The sequence below is a fragment of the Cobetia sp. 1CM21F genome, assembly GCF_023161745.1.
In the GTDB taxonomy this organism is placed as follows: domain Bacteria; phylum Pseudomonadota; class Gammaproteobacteria; order Pseudomonadales; family Halomonadaceae; genus Cobetia; species Cobetia amphilecti.
Genome location: NZ_JALNTQ010000004.1, coordinates 30,559 through 46,726 on the forward strand (window position 1 = coordinate 30,559; position 16,168 = coordinate 46,726).

General features: G+C 63.4%; 13 protein-coding genes. 7 read left to right on the forward strand and 6 right to left on the reverse strand.

Annotation, left to right across the window (positions count from 1 at the left end):
- Positions 1 to 163: 163 nt before the first annotated feature.
- The 7 genes from MSG32_RS13355 to MSG32_RS13385 all read left to right on the forward strand — a co-directional run bounded on the left by MSG32_RS13355 (position 164) and on the right by MSG32_RS13385 (position 6,676).
- The gene (locus tag MSG32_RS13355; RefSeq protein ID WP_248380219.1) at positions 164 to 1,273 is read left to right on the forward strand and encodes a glyceraldehyde 3-phosphate dehydrogenase NAD-binding domain-containing protein; all 1,110 of its coding nucleotides are present in this window, start codon (positions 164 to 166) and stop codon (positions 1,271 to 1,273) included.
- Positions 1,270 to 2,433 carry a phosphoglycerate kinase gene (locus MSG32_RS13360; RefSeq protein WP_248380221.1) on the forward strand — a complete coding sequence of 388 codons (1,164 nt, stop codon included), beginning with the start codon at positions 1,270 to 1,272 and terminating at the stop codon, positions 2,431 to 2,433. The genes MSG32_RS13355 and MSG32_RS13360 overlap by 4 nt, the downstream gene beginning before the upstream one ends.
- A gap of 119 nt (positions 2,434 to 2,552) precedes the next feature.
- Complete coding sequence (gene fba, locus MSG32_RS13365) at positions 2,553 to 3,617, forward strand: class II fructose-bisphosphate aldolase (protein ID WP_043335741.1); 1,065 nt, start codon at positions 2,553 to 2,555, stop codon at positions 3,615 to 3,617.
- Between the two features lie 181 nt (positions 3,618 to 3,798).
- Positions 3,799 to 4,173: a translation initiation factor Sui1 gene (locus tag MSG32_RS13370; protein WP_043335744.1), complete on the forward strand. Its 375-nt coding sequence runs from the start codon at positions 3,799 to 3,801 to the stop codon at positions 4,171 to 4,173.
- A gap of 51 nt (positions 4,174 to 4,224) precedes the next feature.
- Positions 4,225 to 4,677 (forward strand): YbaY family lipoprotein, encoded by a 453-nt coding sequence (locus MSG32_RS13375; RefSeq protein WP_043335747.1) that lies wholly within the window; start codon positions 4,225 to 4,227, stop codon positions 4,675 to 4,677.
- Positions 4,678 to 4,769: 92 nt separating this feature from the next.
- Positions 4,770 to 5,690, forward strand: coding sequence for a nuclease-related domain-containing protein (locus MSG32_RS13380; RefSeq protein ID WP_248380223.1), 921 nt, complete (start codon positions 4,770 to 4,772; stop codon positions 5,688 to 5,690).
- A gap of 149 nt (positions 5,691 to 5,839) precedes the next feature.
- Positions 5,840 to 6,676, forward strand: a complete 837-nt coding sequence (locus tag MSG32_RS13385; RefSeq protein WP_107335810.1) for a hypothetical protein — start codon at positions 5,840 to 5,842, stop codon at positions 6,674 to 6,676.
- Positions 6,677 to 6,794: 118 nt separating this feature from the next.
- Here the strand turns inward: MSG32_RS13385 and MSG32_RS13390 are convergent, their stop codons facing one another.
- The 6 genes from MSG32_RS13390 to glnA form a co-directional block, all read right to left on the reverse strand.
- A complete protein-coding gene (locus MSG32_RS13390) occupies positions 6,795 to 8,546 on the reverse strand; it encodes a BCCT family transporter (RefSeq protein ID WP_248380225.1) in 1,752 nt (583 codons plus the stop codon).
- 454 nt (positions 8,547 to 9,000) lie between these two features.
- Positions 9,001 to 10,338 (reverse strand): deoxyguanosinetriphosphate triphosphohydrolase, encoded by a 1,338-nt coding sequence (locus MSG32_RS13395; protein ID WP_043335753.1) that lies wholly within the window; start codon positions 10,336 to 10,338, stop codon positions 9,001 to 9,003.
- 151 nt (positions 10,339 to 10,489) lie between these two features.
- Positions 10,490 to 11,899, reverse strand: coding sequence for a nitrogen regulation protein NR(I) (gene ntrC, locus MSG32_RS13400; RefSeq protein WP_043335756.1), 1,410 nt, complete (start codon positions 11,897 to 11,899; stop codon positions 10,490 to 10,492).
- Complete coding sequence (gene glnL, locus MSG32_RS13405; RefSeq protein ID WP_264158090.1) at positions 11,896 to 12,990, reverse strand: nitrogen regulation protein NR(II); 1,095 nt, start codon at positions 12,988 to 12,990, stop codon at positions 11,896 to 11,898. The genes ntrC and glnL overlap by 4 nt, the downstream gene beginning before the upstream one ends.
- A gap of 263 nt (positions 12,991 to 13,253) precedes the next feature.
- Positions 13,254 to 13,946 (reverse strand): DUF4124 domain-containing protein, encoded by a 693-nt coding sequence (locus tag MSG32_RS13410; protein WP_054556333.1) that lies wholly within the window; start codon positions 13,944 to 13,946, stop codon positions 13,254 to 13,256.
- 475 nt (positions 13,947 to 14,421) lie between these two features.
- On the reverse strand, positions 14,422 to 15,828 hold the full coding sequence (glnA, locus tag MSG32_RS13415) for a glutamate--ammonia ligase (RefSeq protein WP_043335758.1): 1,407 nt from the start codon (positions 15,826 to 15,828) through the stop codon (positions 14,422 to 14,424).
- Positions 15,829 to 16,168: the final 340 nt, after the last annotated feature.

Below are 16,168 nucleotides of genomic sequence, written 5' to 3' on the forward strand. Positions count from 1 at the left end.
GCGCTTGCGCGCCTTTCGCTCCCTCCGCCCAGCAAAGCGATGCGCTACCATGGACCCCCTGAAAAACACTCGGAACACGACATCCTTGAACCACCAGCCGCCTCTGCCCACCGCCGACGCTCCCCAGGGAGACAAGGCGTCCCGACGCCAGGGAAACGCTCCCTTGCGAGTGGCCATCAATGGCTACGGACGCATCGGTCAGTGTGTGCTGAGAGCGCTGGTAGAACGTGAAGCACGCGGTGAGGCACTGCCGCTGGAAGTGGTCGCGATCAACGAGCTGTCAGACTTGGACACCATCACCTATCTGACCCGCTACGACACCACCCACGGCCGCTTCCCCGGCACGGTGGAACAGCGCGACGGCCAGCTGGTCGTCAACGGCCATGCGATCAGCATCCTGTCCGAGGCCAATCCAGATTGCCTGCCCTGGCGGGCATTGGGGATTGACCTGGTGCTGGAGTGCTCCGGCAGCTTCAAGGACCGCGCCACCGCCGAGCGGCATCTGACGGCAGGCGCCGGCCGGCTGCTGTTCTCCCAGCCCGGCGATACCGACGCCGATGTCGATGCCACCATCGTGTGCGGCATCAACCAGTCGGCGCTGGCCCCCGCCGAGGCGGGGCAGGCAGACAGCGGCATGCGCATCGTCTCGGCGGCCTCGTGCACCACCAATTGCCTGATTCCGATTCTGACGGTGCTGGAAGAGGCCTTCGGGCTGGAGCGCGGCGTCACCACCACGGTGCACTCGGCGATGAACGACCAGCCGGTGATCGACGCCTACCACCAGACGGACCTGCGCCTGACGCGCTCGGCGATGAGTTCGATCGTGCCGGTGGACACCGGCCTGGCCAAGGGCATCAACCGCCTGATGCCGCACCTGGAAGGACGCTTCGAATGTCTGCACCTGCGCGTGCCGACCATCAACGTGTCCTGCATGGACATGTCCATCGAGGTGAAGCGGGACGTGAGCGCCGCTGAGGTCAATGACCTGCTGCGCGAGGCCTGCGCACAACGCCTGCAGGGCCTGATGGGATTGAGCGAGGAGCCGACGGCTTCCATCGACTTCAACCACGATCCGCGCTCGGGTATCGTGGATGCGACCCAGACCCGTGTTGCCGGCGGCCGGCTGATCAAGATGCTGTGCTGGTTCGACAACGAATGGGGCTTTGCCAATCGCATGCTGGACGTCGCCACCCATTGGCACGCCTGCGAGATGACAACGCCTCTGGCGAGGGAAGCTCTCTCCACCGATTCACGACCAAGGAACCCGTCATGAACGTGCAAACGATGACCGCCCTCGACCTGTCCGGAAAGCGTGTGCTGATCCGCGAAGATCTCAACGTGCCGATCCGCGACGGTCAGGTGACCAGCGACGCGCGCATCCGTGCCAGCCTGCCGACCATCAAGGCGGCACGTGACGCCGGCGCACGCGTGATGCTGATGAGTCATCTGGGCCGCCCCACCGAGGGTGAGCCGGAAGACCAGTTCTCGCTGGCACCGGTCGCGACACATCTGGGCGAGCTGCTGGGCAGCCCGGTGCGCCTGATCAACGACTACCTCGACACGGCACCGGATGTCGCCGAAGGCGAGGTCGTGCTGCTGGAGAACGTGCGCTTCAACAAGGGCGAGAAGAAGGACGAGGAATCCCTGTCCCGCGCCTACGCCGCGCTGTGCGATGTCTACGTGATGGATGCCTTCGGCACCGCGCACCGTGCCCAGGCCTCGACCCATGGCGTGGCACGCTTCGCCCCGGACGCCTGCGCCGGCCCGCTGCTGGCCGCCGAGCTGGAAGCCCTCGAGAAGGCACTCGCCGCACCGCGTGCGCCGATGGTCGCCATCGTCGGCGGCTCCAAGGTCTCCACCAAGCTGGACGTGCTCAAGGCGCTGTCCGACAAGTGCCATCAGCTGATCGTCGGTGGCGGCATCGCCAACACCTTCATCGCGGCGGCCGGTTACAACGTCGGCAAGTCCCTCTACGAGGCTGACCTGCTCGATACCGCTCGCGCACTGATGGACAAGGTCGAGATCCCGCTGCCGACCGACGTCGTCGTCGCCACCGAGTTCTCCGACAAGGCCGAAGCCGTCGTGCGTGCCGTCGCCGACGTCCAGGACGACGAGATGATCCTGGATATCGGTCCGGAGACCGCCTCGCGCTTCGGTGCGCTGCTCAAGGATGCCGGCACCATTCTGTGGAATGGCCCGGTCGGCGTGTTCGAGATCGAACAGTTCGCCAACGGCACCGAGCAGCTGGCGATGGCCATCGCCGAGAGCGACGCCTTCTCCATCGCCGGCGGTGGCGACACCCTGGCGGCCATCGACAAGTACGATGTCGAGTCGCGCGTCTCCTACATTTCTACCGGTGGCGGCGCCTTCCTCGAATACGTGGAAGGCAAGGTACTGCCGGCCGTTGCGGCATTGGAAGCCGCAGCAAGCTGAACCCGCCTGTGTCCTCATTGGCGCAGGCTTAGAGTCACGGCCACAAGGTCGCTCCCCGTCAGCTGACGGGGGGCACCCGACGCTTCTCCACTCGATTCCTCAAAAAGACAGGTGATGTCATGGCATTGATCAGCATGCGCCAGATGTTGGACCACGCAGCCGAGTACGGATACGGCATCCCGGCGTTCAACGTCAACAACCTCGAGCAGATGCGCGCCATCATGGAAGCCGCCGATCACACCGATTCTCCGGTGATCGTCCAGGCCTCCGCCGGCGCACGCAAATACGCGGGCGCGCCGTTCCTTCGCCACCTCATCCTGGCTGCGGTGGAAGAATTCCCGCATATCCCGGTGGTCATGCACCAGGATCACGGCACCTCGCCGGCAGTCTGCCAGCGCTCCATCCAGCTGGGCTTCAGCTCGGTGATGATGGACGGCTCGCTGGGCGAAGACGGCAAGACCCCGACCAGCTACGAATACAATGTCGATGTGACCCGTCGCACCGTCGAGATGGCCCACGCCTGTGGCGTGTCCGTCGAAGGCGAGCTGGGTTGCCTCGGCTCGTTGGAAACCGGCATGGCCGGTGAAGAAGACGGCATCGGTGCCGAAGGCAAGCTGGACCACGACCAGATGCTGACCGACCCGGAAGAAGCCGCCGACTTCGTCAAGAAGACCCACGTCGATGCCCTGGCCATCGCCATCGGCACCTCCCACGGCGCCTACAAGTTCACCAAGCCGCCGACGGGTGACACCCTGTCCATCCAGCGCATCAAGGAAATCCACGCCCGCATCCCCGAGACTCACCTGGTGATGCACGGCTCTTCCTCCGTGCCGCAGGACTGGCTGGAAATCATCAACGAATACGGCGGCAAGATTCCGGAAACCTACGGCGTGCCGGTCGACGAGATCGTCGAAGGCATCAAGCACGGCGTGCGCAAGATCAACGTCGACACCGACCTGCGCCTGGCCTCTACCGGCTCCATCCGTCGCTTCATGGCGCAGAACCCGTCTGAATTCGACCCGCGCAAGTACCTGAAGGAATCCGTAAAGGCGATGCGCGACATCTGCATCGCCCGCTACGAAGCCTTCGGTGCCGCCGGTCATGGCAGCAAGATCGACCCGATCAATCTCGAAGCGATGTTCGAGCGTTACAACCGTGGCGAGCTGGACCCGAAGATCAACTGATCGGGCGGCACCCGCCAAGGCCTCCCTGCCCGCACGCGTGCGGGCAGGAAAGAAGAGAAAGGCGACCCATCGGGGTCGCCTTTTTTTATGCGCCTCAGGGTGCCAGCCTCTCGCGCACGCAGGTATCCTTTCGAGATTCCGTTTGGCATTGATCATTCATCACCGTATCGCAGGAGACATCATGGCCTCGCTCAAGGATCAACTGTCCGGGCTTGTCTATTCCACCGAACATGGCGCAACCTGCCCTGAGTGTCGGCGTGCCGAAGCCGAGTGCGAATGTGCCGACCTCGCCGAGCGTGAACGCCTGGCAAGCCTCGATGGCGTGGTGCGTATCCGTCGCGAGACCAGCGGTCGCAAGGGCAAGGGCGTGACCACCGTGAGCGGGATTCCGCTCGCCGAGAAGGAACTCAAGGCCCTGGCCAAGACTCTCAAGCAGCGGTGCGGCACTGGCGGCAGCCTCAAGGACGGCATCGTGGAGATCCAGGGCGATCACCGCGAGACGCTCAAGGCTGAACTCACGCGGATGGGCTATACCGTCAAGCTGGCCGGTGGCTGAACGCCTGCTGCGCGCACCTTTGCCTTCCATCTCGCTGCACAAGGGATTTCCATGCTGAACTTCATCACGCCACGCCGGCCTTCGGCTCGCACGCTCTCGCTCTCTGGCCTGCTGCTGGCCACGCTCGGGCTGGGTGGCTGCATGACCGGCCCGGACTTCACGCAGCTGGAGGCGCGCGTGGTGCCGCAGCAGGCCTTCACGGCACCGCCGGATGCGATGCTGGAAGTGCGCCTGGTGGATGTCTCCCGCGCCGACGCCGAGGCCGGACTGATTGCCAGTACCCGCTATGGCGGCCTGCGTGAAGGGCCTTTCCCGGTCAGCCTGCAGTACGATCGCAATGCCATCGAGGAAGGCCATCGCTATGCGCTGCAAGCCGATGTGCGCAGCGAGGGTCGCCTGTATTGGATCAATGACAGCGCGGTGCCGGTGCTGGGTGACGCCAGCACCTCACAGGGCGAGGTCGAGATCCCGCTCACGCCGCTGCCGCGTGCGCTGGGCCACTGATGGCGCGCTCGCCCGGCCCGATCAGTACGCTCGACTTGACCAGTACGCTCGACTTGACCAGTAGGCCCGTCTCTCACCGATAGGACACCCCAATGGATTGGCTGGAATACCTGTTACCTGTCTTCTTCCTTACCCCTCTGGGTGCCATCGCGCTGGTGGTGCTGGGCATGCGCGGCCTGCATGAGCGGCGCATCCAGTCGCCGCTGACCTGCCGCCAGCTGCGTGAACCGGGCCAGAGCCTGCGTGACCGTCTCGACGAGGCCTTCCAGGCGCTGTTTCTCGACGGGGCGCTCGGGCCGCTCATCACCTTGAGTCCGCTGGTCTATGGCATGGGGCGCATGGTGTTCGGCGAAGAGCAGAACTGGCTTGAGTGGGCCGCCTACGGCCTGGCCTGTGCGCTGCTGGTGCTGGTGTTCGCGCTGCGCCTGACGCGGCACTTCCAGCGCATCCGCAAGCTCAAGCTGGGGCTGGCCTGCGAGCTGTCCATCGGTCAGGAACTCGACCAGCTGATCCGCCCGGAACAGCTGACCAGCATGGTCTATCACGACGTGCCCGCCGATGGCTTCCATATCGATCATCTGGTGGTCACCCCCGCCGGCGCCTATGCCATTCGCACCAAGGCGCGCTCGCGGCCGCTGGATGCGCTGGGCGCACTCAAGGATGAGGTCAAGCTCAAGGATGGTCGCCTGTACTTCCCGGGCTATCGCGAGCGCAAACCACTGCGCGAGACACGTACCGCACGCGACTGGACGGCCGCCTGGCTGAAGCGTGAATGCGGTGTCGACGTGCCGGTGAAGGGGCTGCTGGCGCTGCCGGGCTGGCAGATCGTGCGCGAGGGGACCCAGCGCGAGAATGACCCCGAAGTCGTCAATGGTGAGGGCCTGGCCGAGTGGCTGAGCACCCATTGCATGGCTCCCGAAGCGGGTTGCCCGACCCTGGATGACGCCCTCAAGCAGCGCATCAACGAGGCGATTCTCGACCGCGTTCAGGCCGAGCGCCTCGCCACCAGTTGATCCTCTGCCATGCTCCGGCCCCTAGTAGCCTGGCAGCGCCGGACAAAGGCTTGCCAAGGCGCCCCGCCCGGCGTTAAATACGCGCCGGTCCAGCCTTGGCAACCTTATCGCGCTATCGCAATGATGGCGCTCTTGGCGACATATCCCGCATGAAACTCATCACCTTCGACGCTTTTCGTACCCTCGGCATTCCCGGTGTTCGTTATATCAAGCCGGAGCGCATGCTGGATCACCTCGACGAGATCCGCGCCGCCGATATCCTGCTGTTCCCCGAATACTGGCAGATCACCACCCTGGTCTACGGCCTCGGCAAACGCATCTTCCCCAGTCTGCCCAGCTACGCGATCGGCCACGACAAGGTCGAGCAGACGCGCGTCTTTCAGGCCATCTGCCCGGACAACGTGCCGCCGACCGAGATTCGCGGCGCCAGCCGTCAGGCAATCGACGATATCGAGGCGCGCTTCGGCTACCCGCTGATCGTCAAGGAAGTCAAAAGCTCGATGGGCGTCGGCGTGAAGCTGATCCAGTCGCGTGGCGAACTGGAAGCGCATGCGGCGGAGCATCCGGTGCTGTATGCCCAGCCGCGCCTGGAGATCGACCGCGATCTGCGCATCGTGGTGGTGGGTGGCGAAGTCATCACCGCCTACTGGCGCGTCACGCCGCTGGGCGGCTATCGCTCCAATGTCAGTCAGGGCGGCGAGACGGCCTACGACAATATTCCGGCGCCCGCCATCGCCCTGGCCCTGCACCTGGCCGAGGCATTGAGTGTCGATCATGCCGGCTTCGATATCGCGATGGTCGATGGCCATCCGCTCGTGTTCGAGTTCAACCGCCTGTTCGGCAATCAGGGCATCCCGGACAGCTCGCGGCGCATCGGTGCCGCCATCCTCCGCCATCTGGCGCTCGACAGCAGCGACAACGACCCGACGCCGCCGCTACTGACGCCGCGCCGAGTGCGCCGCGCGACACTCGAGGAAACCGGCTGACATCTTGCGGGCGTGCCACGCCTGCGCCCTTGCCTGCCCTGAACGACAAGACGCCGCCCAATGGGCGGCGTCTTGTCGTCTGGTACTGGCCGTTCAACCGGCCAGGCGGCTCATCTCCTCACAGGCGTGAGGGACGGCTGTGCGGGTCGCCTTCGATATGATCCTTGGGCGGGTCCTGCACCGGCTTGCCGGCGGCGGGAATGTCATCTTCCGGCAGATCCCATGAGCCCTCTTCCGTCCAGGGGTCATCTGCCGGGAATTCCTCGATGTTGATTTCCTTGACCGTGTAATCCGGCTGGTAGCGCAGGTCATAGTGCGCGGCACGCACGATGGAGATGCACAGCATCAAGGCCACTGCCAATAGCGGCACCCCCCCGATGATGGAGGCCGTCTGCAGGGTCTCCAGCCCGCCGATGAACATCAGCACGATGGGCATGAACGACAGGGCGAAGGCCCAGAACAGGCGATTCCAGCGCATCGGCTCTTCATCGACTTCCTTCTGGACCACAGCGGCCAGAATGTAGGAGATGGAGTCGAAGGTGGTCGCGGTGAAGATCAGCGCCAGCAGCGTGAAGGCGAAGATCACCACGTAGTCCAGCGGCAGCGTGTGCAGCATCGCGAAGATGGCCGCGGTCGGGCTCTGGTCATTGAGGATGGTGACCACGTCCAGCTCACCGGACAGCTGCAGGTAGAGGCCGTAGTTGCCCATCACCATGAAGAACAGGAAGCAGCCCATGGTGCCGAAGAACATCGAACCGGCGACCATGGCGCGGATGGTGCGGCCCCGCGAGATACGCGCGATGAACAGCCCCACGCTGGGCGCGAACACCAGCCACCAGGCCCAGTAGAAGATGGTCCAGTCCTGCGGGAAGTGCGTGTCCTCGAAGCCCTTGAACTCGGCGAACGGTTCAAGCCAGGTGGCCATGTGGATCAGATTGCTCATCACGCGGCCCAGCGCATCCAGGCCGGTATTGGCCATGAACAGGGTCGGCCCCGCGATGAAGATGAACAGCAATAGGCCTACCGCCAGCCAGAAGTTGATGTCTGACAGCAGCTTGATGCCCTTCTTGAGGCCCACGTAGGCGCTGTAGCCGAACAGGGCGGTACACACCAGCAGCACCACGATCTGCGTAGTCAGCGACTTGGGCACCCCGAACAGCTCATGCACCCCCTCGTTGATCATCGGCGCTGCCAGACCCAGGGTGGTCGCACCGCCGCCCAGCATGCCGAAGATGAAGCTGATATCGATCAGCTTGCCCAGCCAGCCATGCGCCAGCTTTTCACCCAGCACCGGCATCAGCGCCTCGGAAATCTTCAGCACGCTGTGATGACGCACGTAGTAGAAGTAGGCGATCGGCACGGCGGGAATCAGGTATATCGCCCATGCCAGCGGGCCCCAGTGGAAGATACCGTAGGCCGCGGCCCATTCCGCTGCCTCCGGTGTCTGGCCTTCCACATGGAACGGGGGCGACTGGTAGTAGTAGACCCACTCGATCATCGACCAGTACAGGATGGAGGCCCCGATACCGGCACAGAACAGCATCGCCGCCCACGACACGATGGAGAATTCGGGCTTCTCCTCGGCATCACCGAGCTTTATCTGGCCGATGTCGCTGAAGATGATGTAGATCATGAAGCCGCCGGCCCCCACGCCGAGCAGCAGATAGAGCACACCGAGCTTGCTGGTGACGAAGTTCTTGGCCGCCGATACCCACATCGCGCCCTGCTCGGGGAAGATGACCAGGGGCAGCGTCACTGCCAACAGCAGGAAGATCGAGCCGAAGAAGGTCGGCTTGTCGATCATGTCGAAGGGCTTTTCCGGCCGATCCCCCGCCGCCTTGGCGGATACCTTTCGGGTTTCCTTGCTCATATATAAGCCTCATTTATCGTTATTGCTATGCATGATAACAGCTTATCATGAGTGATTGCGATACACGCATCCCCACTGCGTACAATCCTAGTACAACGATCCAAGCGCCTACGTAAAGTTAATTTAACGCAAGCAAGTCATTTATTAGCGCATGGCAGGCCTTGGCGTTCAGGCCAAGAGAAGAGCAGGAAGCACGACGACAGGGCTGGCAGCGACAGGCAAATCAGCGGGAAAGGCACAGTCAGAACAGGCAGCGCAGAGGTGGATAGCAGCAGGAAAGAAGGCCCATAGGGGTAAGACGCAGGAAAAGCGGCAGATGTCAGACCGGACAGCAGGCCCCCACCAGGAAACAGCACGGCACCGCTGCCGCTCCCTGGCTGGAAATGATGAGGCTGGAAGTAATGAAGCCTGCAGTGATCAGGCTTGAGATGATCGGGCTGATGGTGCCTCGGGCTCAGTCGCCGCGCAGGCGCCCGCCCATCTCCTGGGCGAGATCCACCGCGAAGTGGTCCGTCATGCCGCCGATGAAATCGAGCATGCGCCGATAGCTGCGGTAGAGATCCCAGTCCTTGGTCGGCGTGTTCTCGCCGATCAATGCCAGCACACGTTGATGCTTGAAGCTGGAGCGCCCCTTGGTATGCAGCTCATGCGCAGCGCCGATGAAGGCCTCGAGCAGGATACCCAGCGTGGTGTAGGCGCCGATCTCCAGCTTGGCCTTGCGCTCGTTGCGGAAGATCTTCTGGCGCGCCAGATTCTTGGCTTCCCGCACGCCCCAGCCGAGGTCGGGGTGGCACAGGTCGAGCAGGTCTTCACTGAGCGTGCCGGCCAGCAGTTCCGTCTCGCGCTGCACGAAGGCCTCGGCGACATCATTGACGGCACGCTCCATCGCCGCGCCTCTCAGCGCCGCCACCTTGCGCCGCTGGGAGGTGCCGCGGGCGACCATCTCCTGATATTCGCGCGGCTCGCCACCGCTGATGCCGGTGAGAATCTCGAACACTTCCTCGAACTGCAGGATGCCCATCTCGAGGCCATCTTCCAGGTCCAGCAGCGCATAGCAGATGTCATCGGCGGCCTCGACCAGCCACGCCAGCGGGTGACGGCACCAGCGGCCATCGGCCCGTGCCAGCAACCCGCAGCGCTCGGCGACCTGATCCAGCAGCACGCGCTCGCTCTGATAACAGCCGAACTTGCCGCCCGCCGTGGCGTGCTCCACCGTCCACGGGTACTTGAGCAGCGTGCCCAGCGTCGCTGCCGTCAGGCGCATGCCGCCATGGAACTGGTTGTATTCGATCTGGGTGACGATGCGAAAGCCCTGGGCATTGCCTTCGTAGGTGAGCAGGTCCTCGCGCTCGGCATCGCTCAGCCCGGCCAGCCGACCGTGATCACTGGCGGCCTCGGCGGCGAACCAGTCACGGATGGCGTACTCCCCGGCGTGGCCGAAGGGCGGGTTGCCGATGTCATGCCCCAGGCAGCCGGTCTGGACGATGACGCCGAGATCCGACGGCGTGATCCAGTCGGGCAACTGCTCCTTGAGTTTCTCGCCGACCATCATGCCCAGCGAGCGGCCGACGCAGCCGACCTCCAGCGAGTGGGTCAGGCGCGTGTGGATATGGTCGTTGTCGGTCAGCGGGTGCACCTGGGTCTTGCGCCCCAGGCGACGGAAGGAGCCCGCGAACACGATGCGGTCGTGGTCCTTGTGGAAGGGAGTCCGCCCCATCTCACGCGATACGGTGCCCGGTGCGTCATGCAGGCGACTCGGTTCCAGCAGTCGCTCCCAGCTCATCGATGACATCAGGCAACTCCTTGGCAGGCGCCGAGTACTGGCGCCGGCGAGCAGATAACAGGTGAATGACGCGCATAAAAAAAGAGAACAGGGATTGTGGCACCCTGTTCTCCTTGTCTCCAGCCCGCTCAGGCCTTCCTCAACCCCGCTCAGGCTGTCCTCAGTCCTCGGCCAGCGCCGGCAGCAGCACCTTGAGCTTGCGGGTCAGGGTGTTGCGCCCCCAGCCCAGCAGCTCGGCGGCTTCACCCTTGCGGCCACCGGTATGCTTGAGGGCCGTCTCGATCAGGATGCGCTCGAAGTCGGGCACCGCCTCTTCCAGCAGATGAGTGTGGCCGGCGGCGAGTGCGCGGTCCGCCCACTCGCGGAAGGCACCACGCCAATCGCCGGAGGCCGCCTCGGTGCCGCTGGCATCGCGCAGCTCCGGCGGCAGGTCCTCGATCATCACTTCACGCCCCGAGGCCATCACCGTCAGCCAGCGACAGGTGTTCTCGAGCTGGCGCACGTTGCCCGGCCAGTCGAAGCGCGTCAGGTGTTTCTCCGCGGCCTCCGTCAGCACCTTGGGCTCGGTCGACAGCTCACGCGCGGCCTCGCCCAGGAAGTGGCTCATCAGACGCGGAATGTCTTCGCGGCGCTCCGACAGGCGCGGCAGATGCACGCGAATCACGTTGAGGCGGTGGAAGAGATCCTCACGGAAACGCCCATCCTCGACCAGCTTTTCCAGGTGCTGGTGCGTCGCGGCGATGATGCGCACGTCGACCTTGACCGGCGTGATGCCACCGACACGATAGAACTCGCCATCGGCCAGCACGCGCAGCAGGCGGGTCTGGGTCTCGGCGGGCATGTCACCGATTTCATCGAGGAACAGCGTGCCGCCATCGGCCTGCTCGAAGCGCCCGCGGCGCAGCGCCGTGGCGCCGGTGAAGGCGCCCTTCTCGTGGCCGAACAGCTCCGATTCCATCAGGTCCTTGGGAATCGCCGCCATGTTGAGCGCGATGAACGGCTTGGCGGCGCGCGGCGAGTGCTGATGCAGCGCCTGGGCCACGCGCTCCTTGCCGGTACCGGACTCGCCGTTGATCAAGACGGTGATATGCGACTGTGACAGGCGGCCGATGGCGCGAAAGACTTCCTGCATCGCCGGCGCTTCGCCGATGATTTCCTTGGTCAGCCCTTCCGGCACGGCAGCGGGCGCCTTGGATTCACGGGCATGTGCCACGGCGCGCCGTACCAGCGCCAGCGCTTCATCGACATCGAACGGCTTGGGCAGGTATTCGAAGGCGCCGCCCTGATAGGAGGCCACGGCGCTGTCGAGGTCGGAATGCGCCGTCATCACGATGACGGGCAGGTCCGGGTATTTCTCGCGCACGCGCGCCATCAGGTCCAAACCATCGGTTCCGGGCATGCGGATATCGGTGATCAGGACATCCGGGCACTGACGCATGATGCTGGCTTCGGCCTGATCGGCACGCTCGAAGGTTTCCACCTCGAGGTCGGGTTGTGCCAGAGCGCGCTCCAGCACCCAGCGAATGGCACGGTCGTCATCGACGATACAGACGCGGGCAGTCTCGCTCATGTGTGATCTCCAGAAGTGCCGGCTAGCGGAATGAGTAAACGGAATTCGGTATGGCCGGGGCGCGAGTCACACTCGATCAGCCCCTGATGCTGGTGCAGGATGCCCTGGGCGATCGACAGCCCGAGCCCTGAGCCTTCGGCGCGCCCCGAGACCATCGGGTAGAACAGCGTCTCGCGCAGGCTCTCCGGTATGCCGGGGCCGTTGTCGATGATCGCCAGCTCGCAGACCAGCCGGTGGCGCTCATGGCCCAGCGTGAACTGCCGGCGAGCGCGGGTCCGCAGCGTGATCTCGTAGGGAGCGGCGTCAGGCTGCGGTGAATCGGGCTGTGGCTGCTCATTGAGGGCCTGGGTGGCATTGCGCGCGATGTTGAGCACCGCCTGGATCAACTGACCTTCGTCGCCGATCACCTCCGGCAGGCTCGGGTCGTAGTCGGCGCTCAAGGTGATGGCGCTGCCTTCCGCCTGCAGCAAGGCCCGCACCCGCTCGGTCACCGCATGGACATTGACCGGCGCCTGCAGCGGTGGCCGGTTCGGCCCGAGCATGCGATCGACCAGATCACGCAGACGGTCCACCTCCTCGATGATGATGCGCGTGAACTCCACCATCTGCGGTTCGGGCAGATCACGTTCGAGAAGCTGGGCGGCGCCACGAATGCCGCCGAGCGGATTCTTGACCTCGTGCGCCAGACCACGCGTCAGCACCTTGACCGCCTCTTGGCGGGCGATCAGCGCTTCTTCGCGCGAGATCTGCATCAGGCGGTCACGCGGTTCTATCTCGACCAGCAGTTCATTGGCGCTGATGGGCGTCGCGGTGAAATCCACCGTCAGCGCTTCATTGGCCGCGTTGATGATCTCGGCCTCACGCTGGGTGTAGGGGTGCTGTTCCTCCAGCGCCTTGCGCAGCACATTGATCAGGGTGTCATCCAGCCCGGTCATGTTGTCGGGCGTACTGCCCTTCACACGCACCAGACTCACCGCCAGCAGCGTCTCCGCGGCGGGATTCATCCAGACCATCTGCAGCTGTGAGTCCAGCACCACCACGGCAGTGTTCAGGTGTTCGAGCAGTCGTTGATGCATGGGTTTGTTCGCCATCTGCAGTACGTCTCCCTGTTCTGCAATAACCGCGCCAGTCTGGTGCAGGCACCGAGAACACGGCGTCCGATGCTGTGCAACCATTTCTGGCTCCGCATATTGGCACCAAAATGGTGCAGGCGGAAAATCGCGCTCGAATCCGCGTCGCCTCACTTCGCTGCCAGGTGGCCCGACATCGACTGGCCCAGACACGAAAAAGCCGCCCGAAGGCGGCCTGTCAGCGAAGGAGAAACGCGCGAAGAAAGCAGGCCGCCCAGACGCTGCTAGCCACCGCCAGCATTGGCAGGGTTGTTGGGGTTGCGAGGCAGATTGACGCTGGCGCGCTGCACATAGACCACCTTCGGCTCGCTGGTCTGGCGCACGCGGCCGGTGGAATCCAGCAACTCCGCCTGGATGACATGCTTGCCACGCTCCAGCGCCGGCACCATGAAGACGGTGCTGTGCATGGCGGATTGAGACGGCGCACCGTCCACGGTCACGCGCACCTTGTCTTCCGGGCGCAGCTTGGGCTCGATCCCCAGGCGCACCGCCAGATTGCCCGCCTGCCCGGTCTGCAGCGTCTCCTCGTTGGACGGGCTCTGGATGGTGAAGGTGGTATAGCCACGGAAGGCCACATCCACCGCAGGCGCCCGGGTGCGGGTGCTCTCGCTGGATGAGGAAGAACTCACGCGCGACGGCGTGCTGCGTCGCGGCGGCAGGGATTCCGTCGACGGCACCACGCTGAGCGGCGTCAGCTGCACCTTGCTGCCGCCCGCAGGCTGATCACTGAAGACCACGTTGCCGTTGGCATCGACGTGACGATAGACCTGGGCCGCCTGTAGATCGAACGACAGGCTGGACAGCATCAGCGTCGCTGCCAGCAGCAGGCACTGCAGTGGCTCGGGGCGCGCTGCTGGCAGTGCACGCGAGTCAGTCGCGGGGTTCGCGACGCGCAGGGAGGATACGAAGGGCCACATCCGAAGATTCCTGAAGAGAGTCATGGGAGGCCAGAAGCCGCAGGCAGCTCCAGCGGGTTGAGTCTATCGACAGGCGATCCTGCAGCCTGATGACAAGGCTAACAAGTTACAAAGCTTACCGCGTTGATGCCAGCATTTGGGGCCTTCGACAAGATGCCTGTGTGCATTGACTGTCACGCAAGGCTACCACTGCGCCCTGCATATCTGTCATCAGCATGACCGATCTCAGGGAAAAGGATCAGGGGCAGAGCAAAGGAGCAAAGGATCAGAGCAAAGAGATAGAACGAAGCAGGACCATAATGACAAACAGGGCCACAACGAAAAACAGGGCCACACCTGTCGGTATGGCCCTGCTGTCGTCATCGTCCGGGAATGGCCTTCACCGGGAAGGCACTCCGTCAGATGGCGTGGCTAGCGAATGTCTGCCTCAACCTCTGCAGCGCTTGGACGCTGCAGTACTTGGGCGCTGTAGCACTTAGACGCTGTAATACATGTCGAATTCGAGCGGGTGAGTCGCCATGCGCAGGCGCTGGACGTCTTCGCCCTTCAGCTCGAGGTAGGCATCGATCATGTCGTCGGTGAAGACGCCGCCCTGGGTCAGGAACTCACGATCGCCGTCCAGCGCGGTCAGGGCCTGTTCGAGGCTCTCGGCCACGGTCGGGATGGACTTGGCTTCTTCGGCCGGCAGGTCGTAGAGGTTCTTGTCCATCGCGTCGCCCGGGTGGATCTTGTTCTTGATACCGTCAATACCGGCCATCAGCATCGCGGAGAAGGCCAGGTACGGGTTGGCCGTCGGATCCGGGAAACGCGCCTCGACACGCTTGCCTTTCGGGCTGGCGGTGTACGGGATACGGATGGAAGCGGAACGGTTGCGGGCAGAGTAGGCCAGCATGACCGGCGCTTCGAAGCCCGGCACCAGACGCTTGTAGGAGTTGGTGGACGCATTGGTGAAGGCGTTCAGGGCACGAGCGTGCTTGATGATGCCGCCAATGTAGTAGAGGGCCATTTCGGACAGACCCGCGTACTCGTCACCGGCGAACTGGTTGTCGCCATCCTTCCAGAAGGACTGGTGAACGTGCATGCCGGAACCGTTGTCACCGACCAGCGGCTTGGGCATGAAGGTCGCGGACTTGCCGTAGGCGTGAGCCACGTTGTGGATCACGTACTTGAGTTCCTGAACCTCATCGGCCTTCTTGACCAGGGTGTTGAACTTGACGCCGATCTCGTTCTGGCCGGCGTTCGCCACTTCGTGGTGGTGAACTTCGACTTCCTGACCGATGGCTTCCAAGGTGTTGCACATGGCAGCACGGATATCGTGGAAGCTGTCGATCGGCGGGACCGGGAAGTAGCCGCCCTTCAGACGCGGACGGTGACCCAGGTTGCCGCCTTCCGGCGTGGAATCGGTCGCCCAGGCACCTTCTTCGGAAGAGATCTTGAACATGGAACCGTTCATCTCGTTCTTCCAGTGCACTTCGTCGAAGATGAAGAATTCCGGCTCCGGACCGAAGAAGGCGGTGTCGCCCAGACCGGTGGACTTCAGGAATTCCTCGGCACGCTTGGCGACGGAACGCGGATCGCGCTCATAGCCCTGCATGGTGGCCGGCTCGATGACGTCGCAACGCAGCACCAGGGTGGTGTCTTCGGTGAACGGGTCGAGGAAGGCAGTGCCGTCGTCCGGCATCAGGATCATGTCGGATTCGTTGATGCCCTTCCAACCTTCGATGGAGGAACCATCGAACATCTGGCCGTTCTCGAAGAATTCCTCATCCACTGTACGCGCCGGGATGGAGACGTGCTGCTCCTTGCCCTTGGTGTCGGTGAAGCGCAGATCAACCCACTTGACTTCGTGTTCTTCAATCAGGGCAAGTGTCTTCTCAGCCATGGTAATTCTCCGATGGAGCCGGCGGCTCTGGTTACAGTTGGTGTCAGCGTTGTCTGGGGTTATTGCTCTATTTTGTAAGCCTTTTCTCTCATGGTCGGCGTCGTTATGCCAGCCATCAGACAGGATGCTCTAACAATGCAGCGAGCGTGCCAGAATGGCGCACGCCGCATCGCTCATTTCAGTAAGCTCATGAATATGCTGAAAAAAAACATCACCATCTTCATGCATGCACCACGAAAACCCGACCAAAGATGGGCCGACAAGGTGCAAAAATTCTTGCCGCGCAGTGCAGATTCATCATTTGAGTGCACCAAAAAACGCCATTGCTCCACATTGGTGC

Excerpts from the sequence above, each read along its gene's own strand:
- MSG32_RS13360 (WP_248380221.1), top strand. The coding sequence starts at position 1,270 with ATGAACGTGCAAACGATGACCGCCCTCGACCTGTCCGGAAAGCGTGTG.
- fba (WP_043335741.1), top strand. The coding sequence starts at position 2,553 with ATGGCATTGATCAGCATGCGCCAGATGTTGGACCACGCAGCCGAGTAC.
- MSG32_RS13370 (WP_043335744.1), top strand. The coding sequence starts at position 3,799 with ATGGCCTCGCTCAAGGATCAACTGTCCGGGCTTGTCTATTCCACCGAA.
- MSG32_RS13375 (WP_043335747.1), top strand. The coding sequence starts at position 4,225 with ATGCTGAACTTCATCACGCCACGCCGGCCTTCGGCTCGCACGCTCTCG.
- MSG32_RS13380 (WP_248380223.1), top strand. The coding sequence starts at position 4,770 with ATGGATTGGCTGGAATACCTGTTACCTGTCTTCTTCCTTACCCCTCTG.
- MSG32_RS13385 (WP_107335810.1), top strand. The coding sequence starts at position 5,840 with ATGAAACTCATCACCTTCGACGCTTTTCGTACCCTCGGCATTCCCGGT.
- MSG32_RS13390 (WP_248380225.1), bottom strand. The coding sequence starts at position 8,546 with ATGAGCAAGGAAACCCGAAAGGTATCCGCCAAGGCGGCGGGGGATCGG.
- MSG32_RS13395 (WP_043335753.1), bottom strand. The coding sequence starts at position 10,338 with ATGTCATCGATGAGCTGGGAGCGACTGCTGGAACCGAGTCGCCTGCAT.
- ntrC (WP_043335756.1), bottom strand. The coding sequence starts at position 11,899 with ATGAGCGAGACTGCCCGCGTCTGTATCGTCGATGACGACCGTGCCATT.
- glnL (WP_264158090.1), bottom strand. The coding sequence starts at position 12,990 with ATGGCGAACAAACCCATGCATCAACGACTGCTCGAACACCTGAACACT.
- MSG32_RS13410 (WP_054556333.1), bottom strand. The coding sequence starts at position 13,946 with ATGTGGCCCTTCGTATCCTCCCTGCGCGTCGCGAACCCCGCGACTGAC.
- glnA (WP_043335758.1), bottom strand. The coding sequence starts at position 15,828 with ATGGCTGAGAAGACACTTGCCCTGATTGAAGAACACGAAGTCAAGTGG.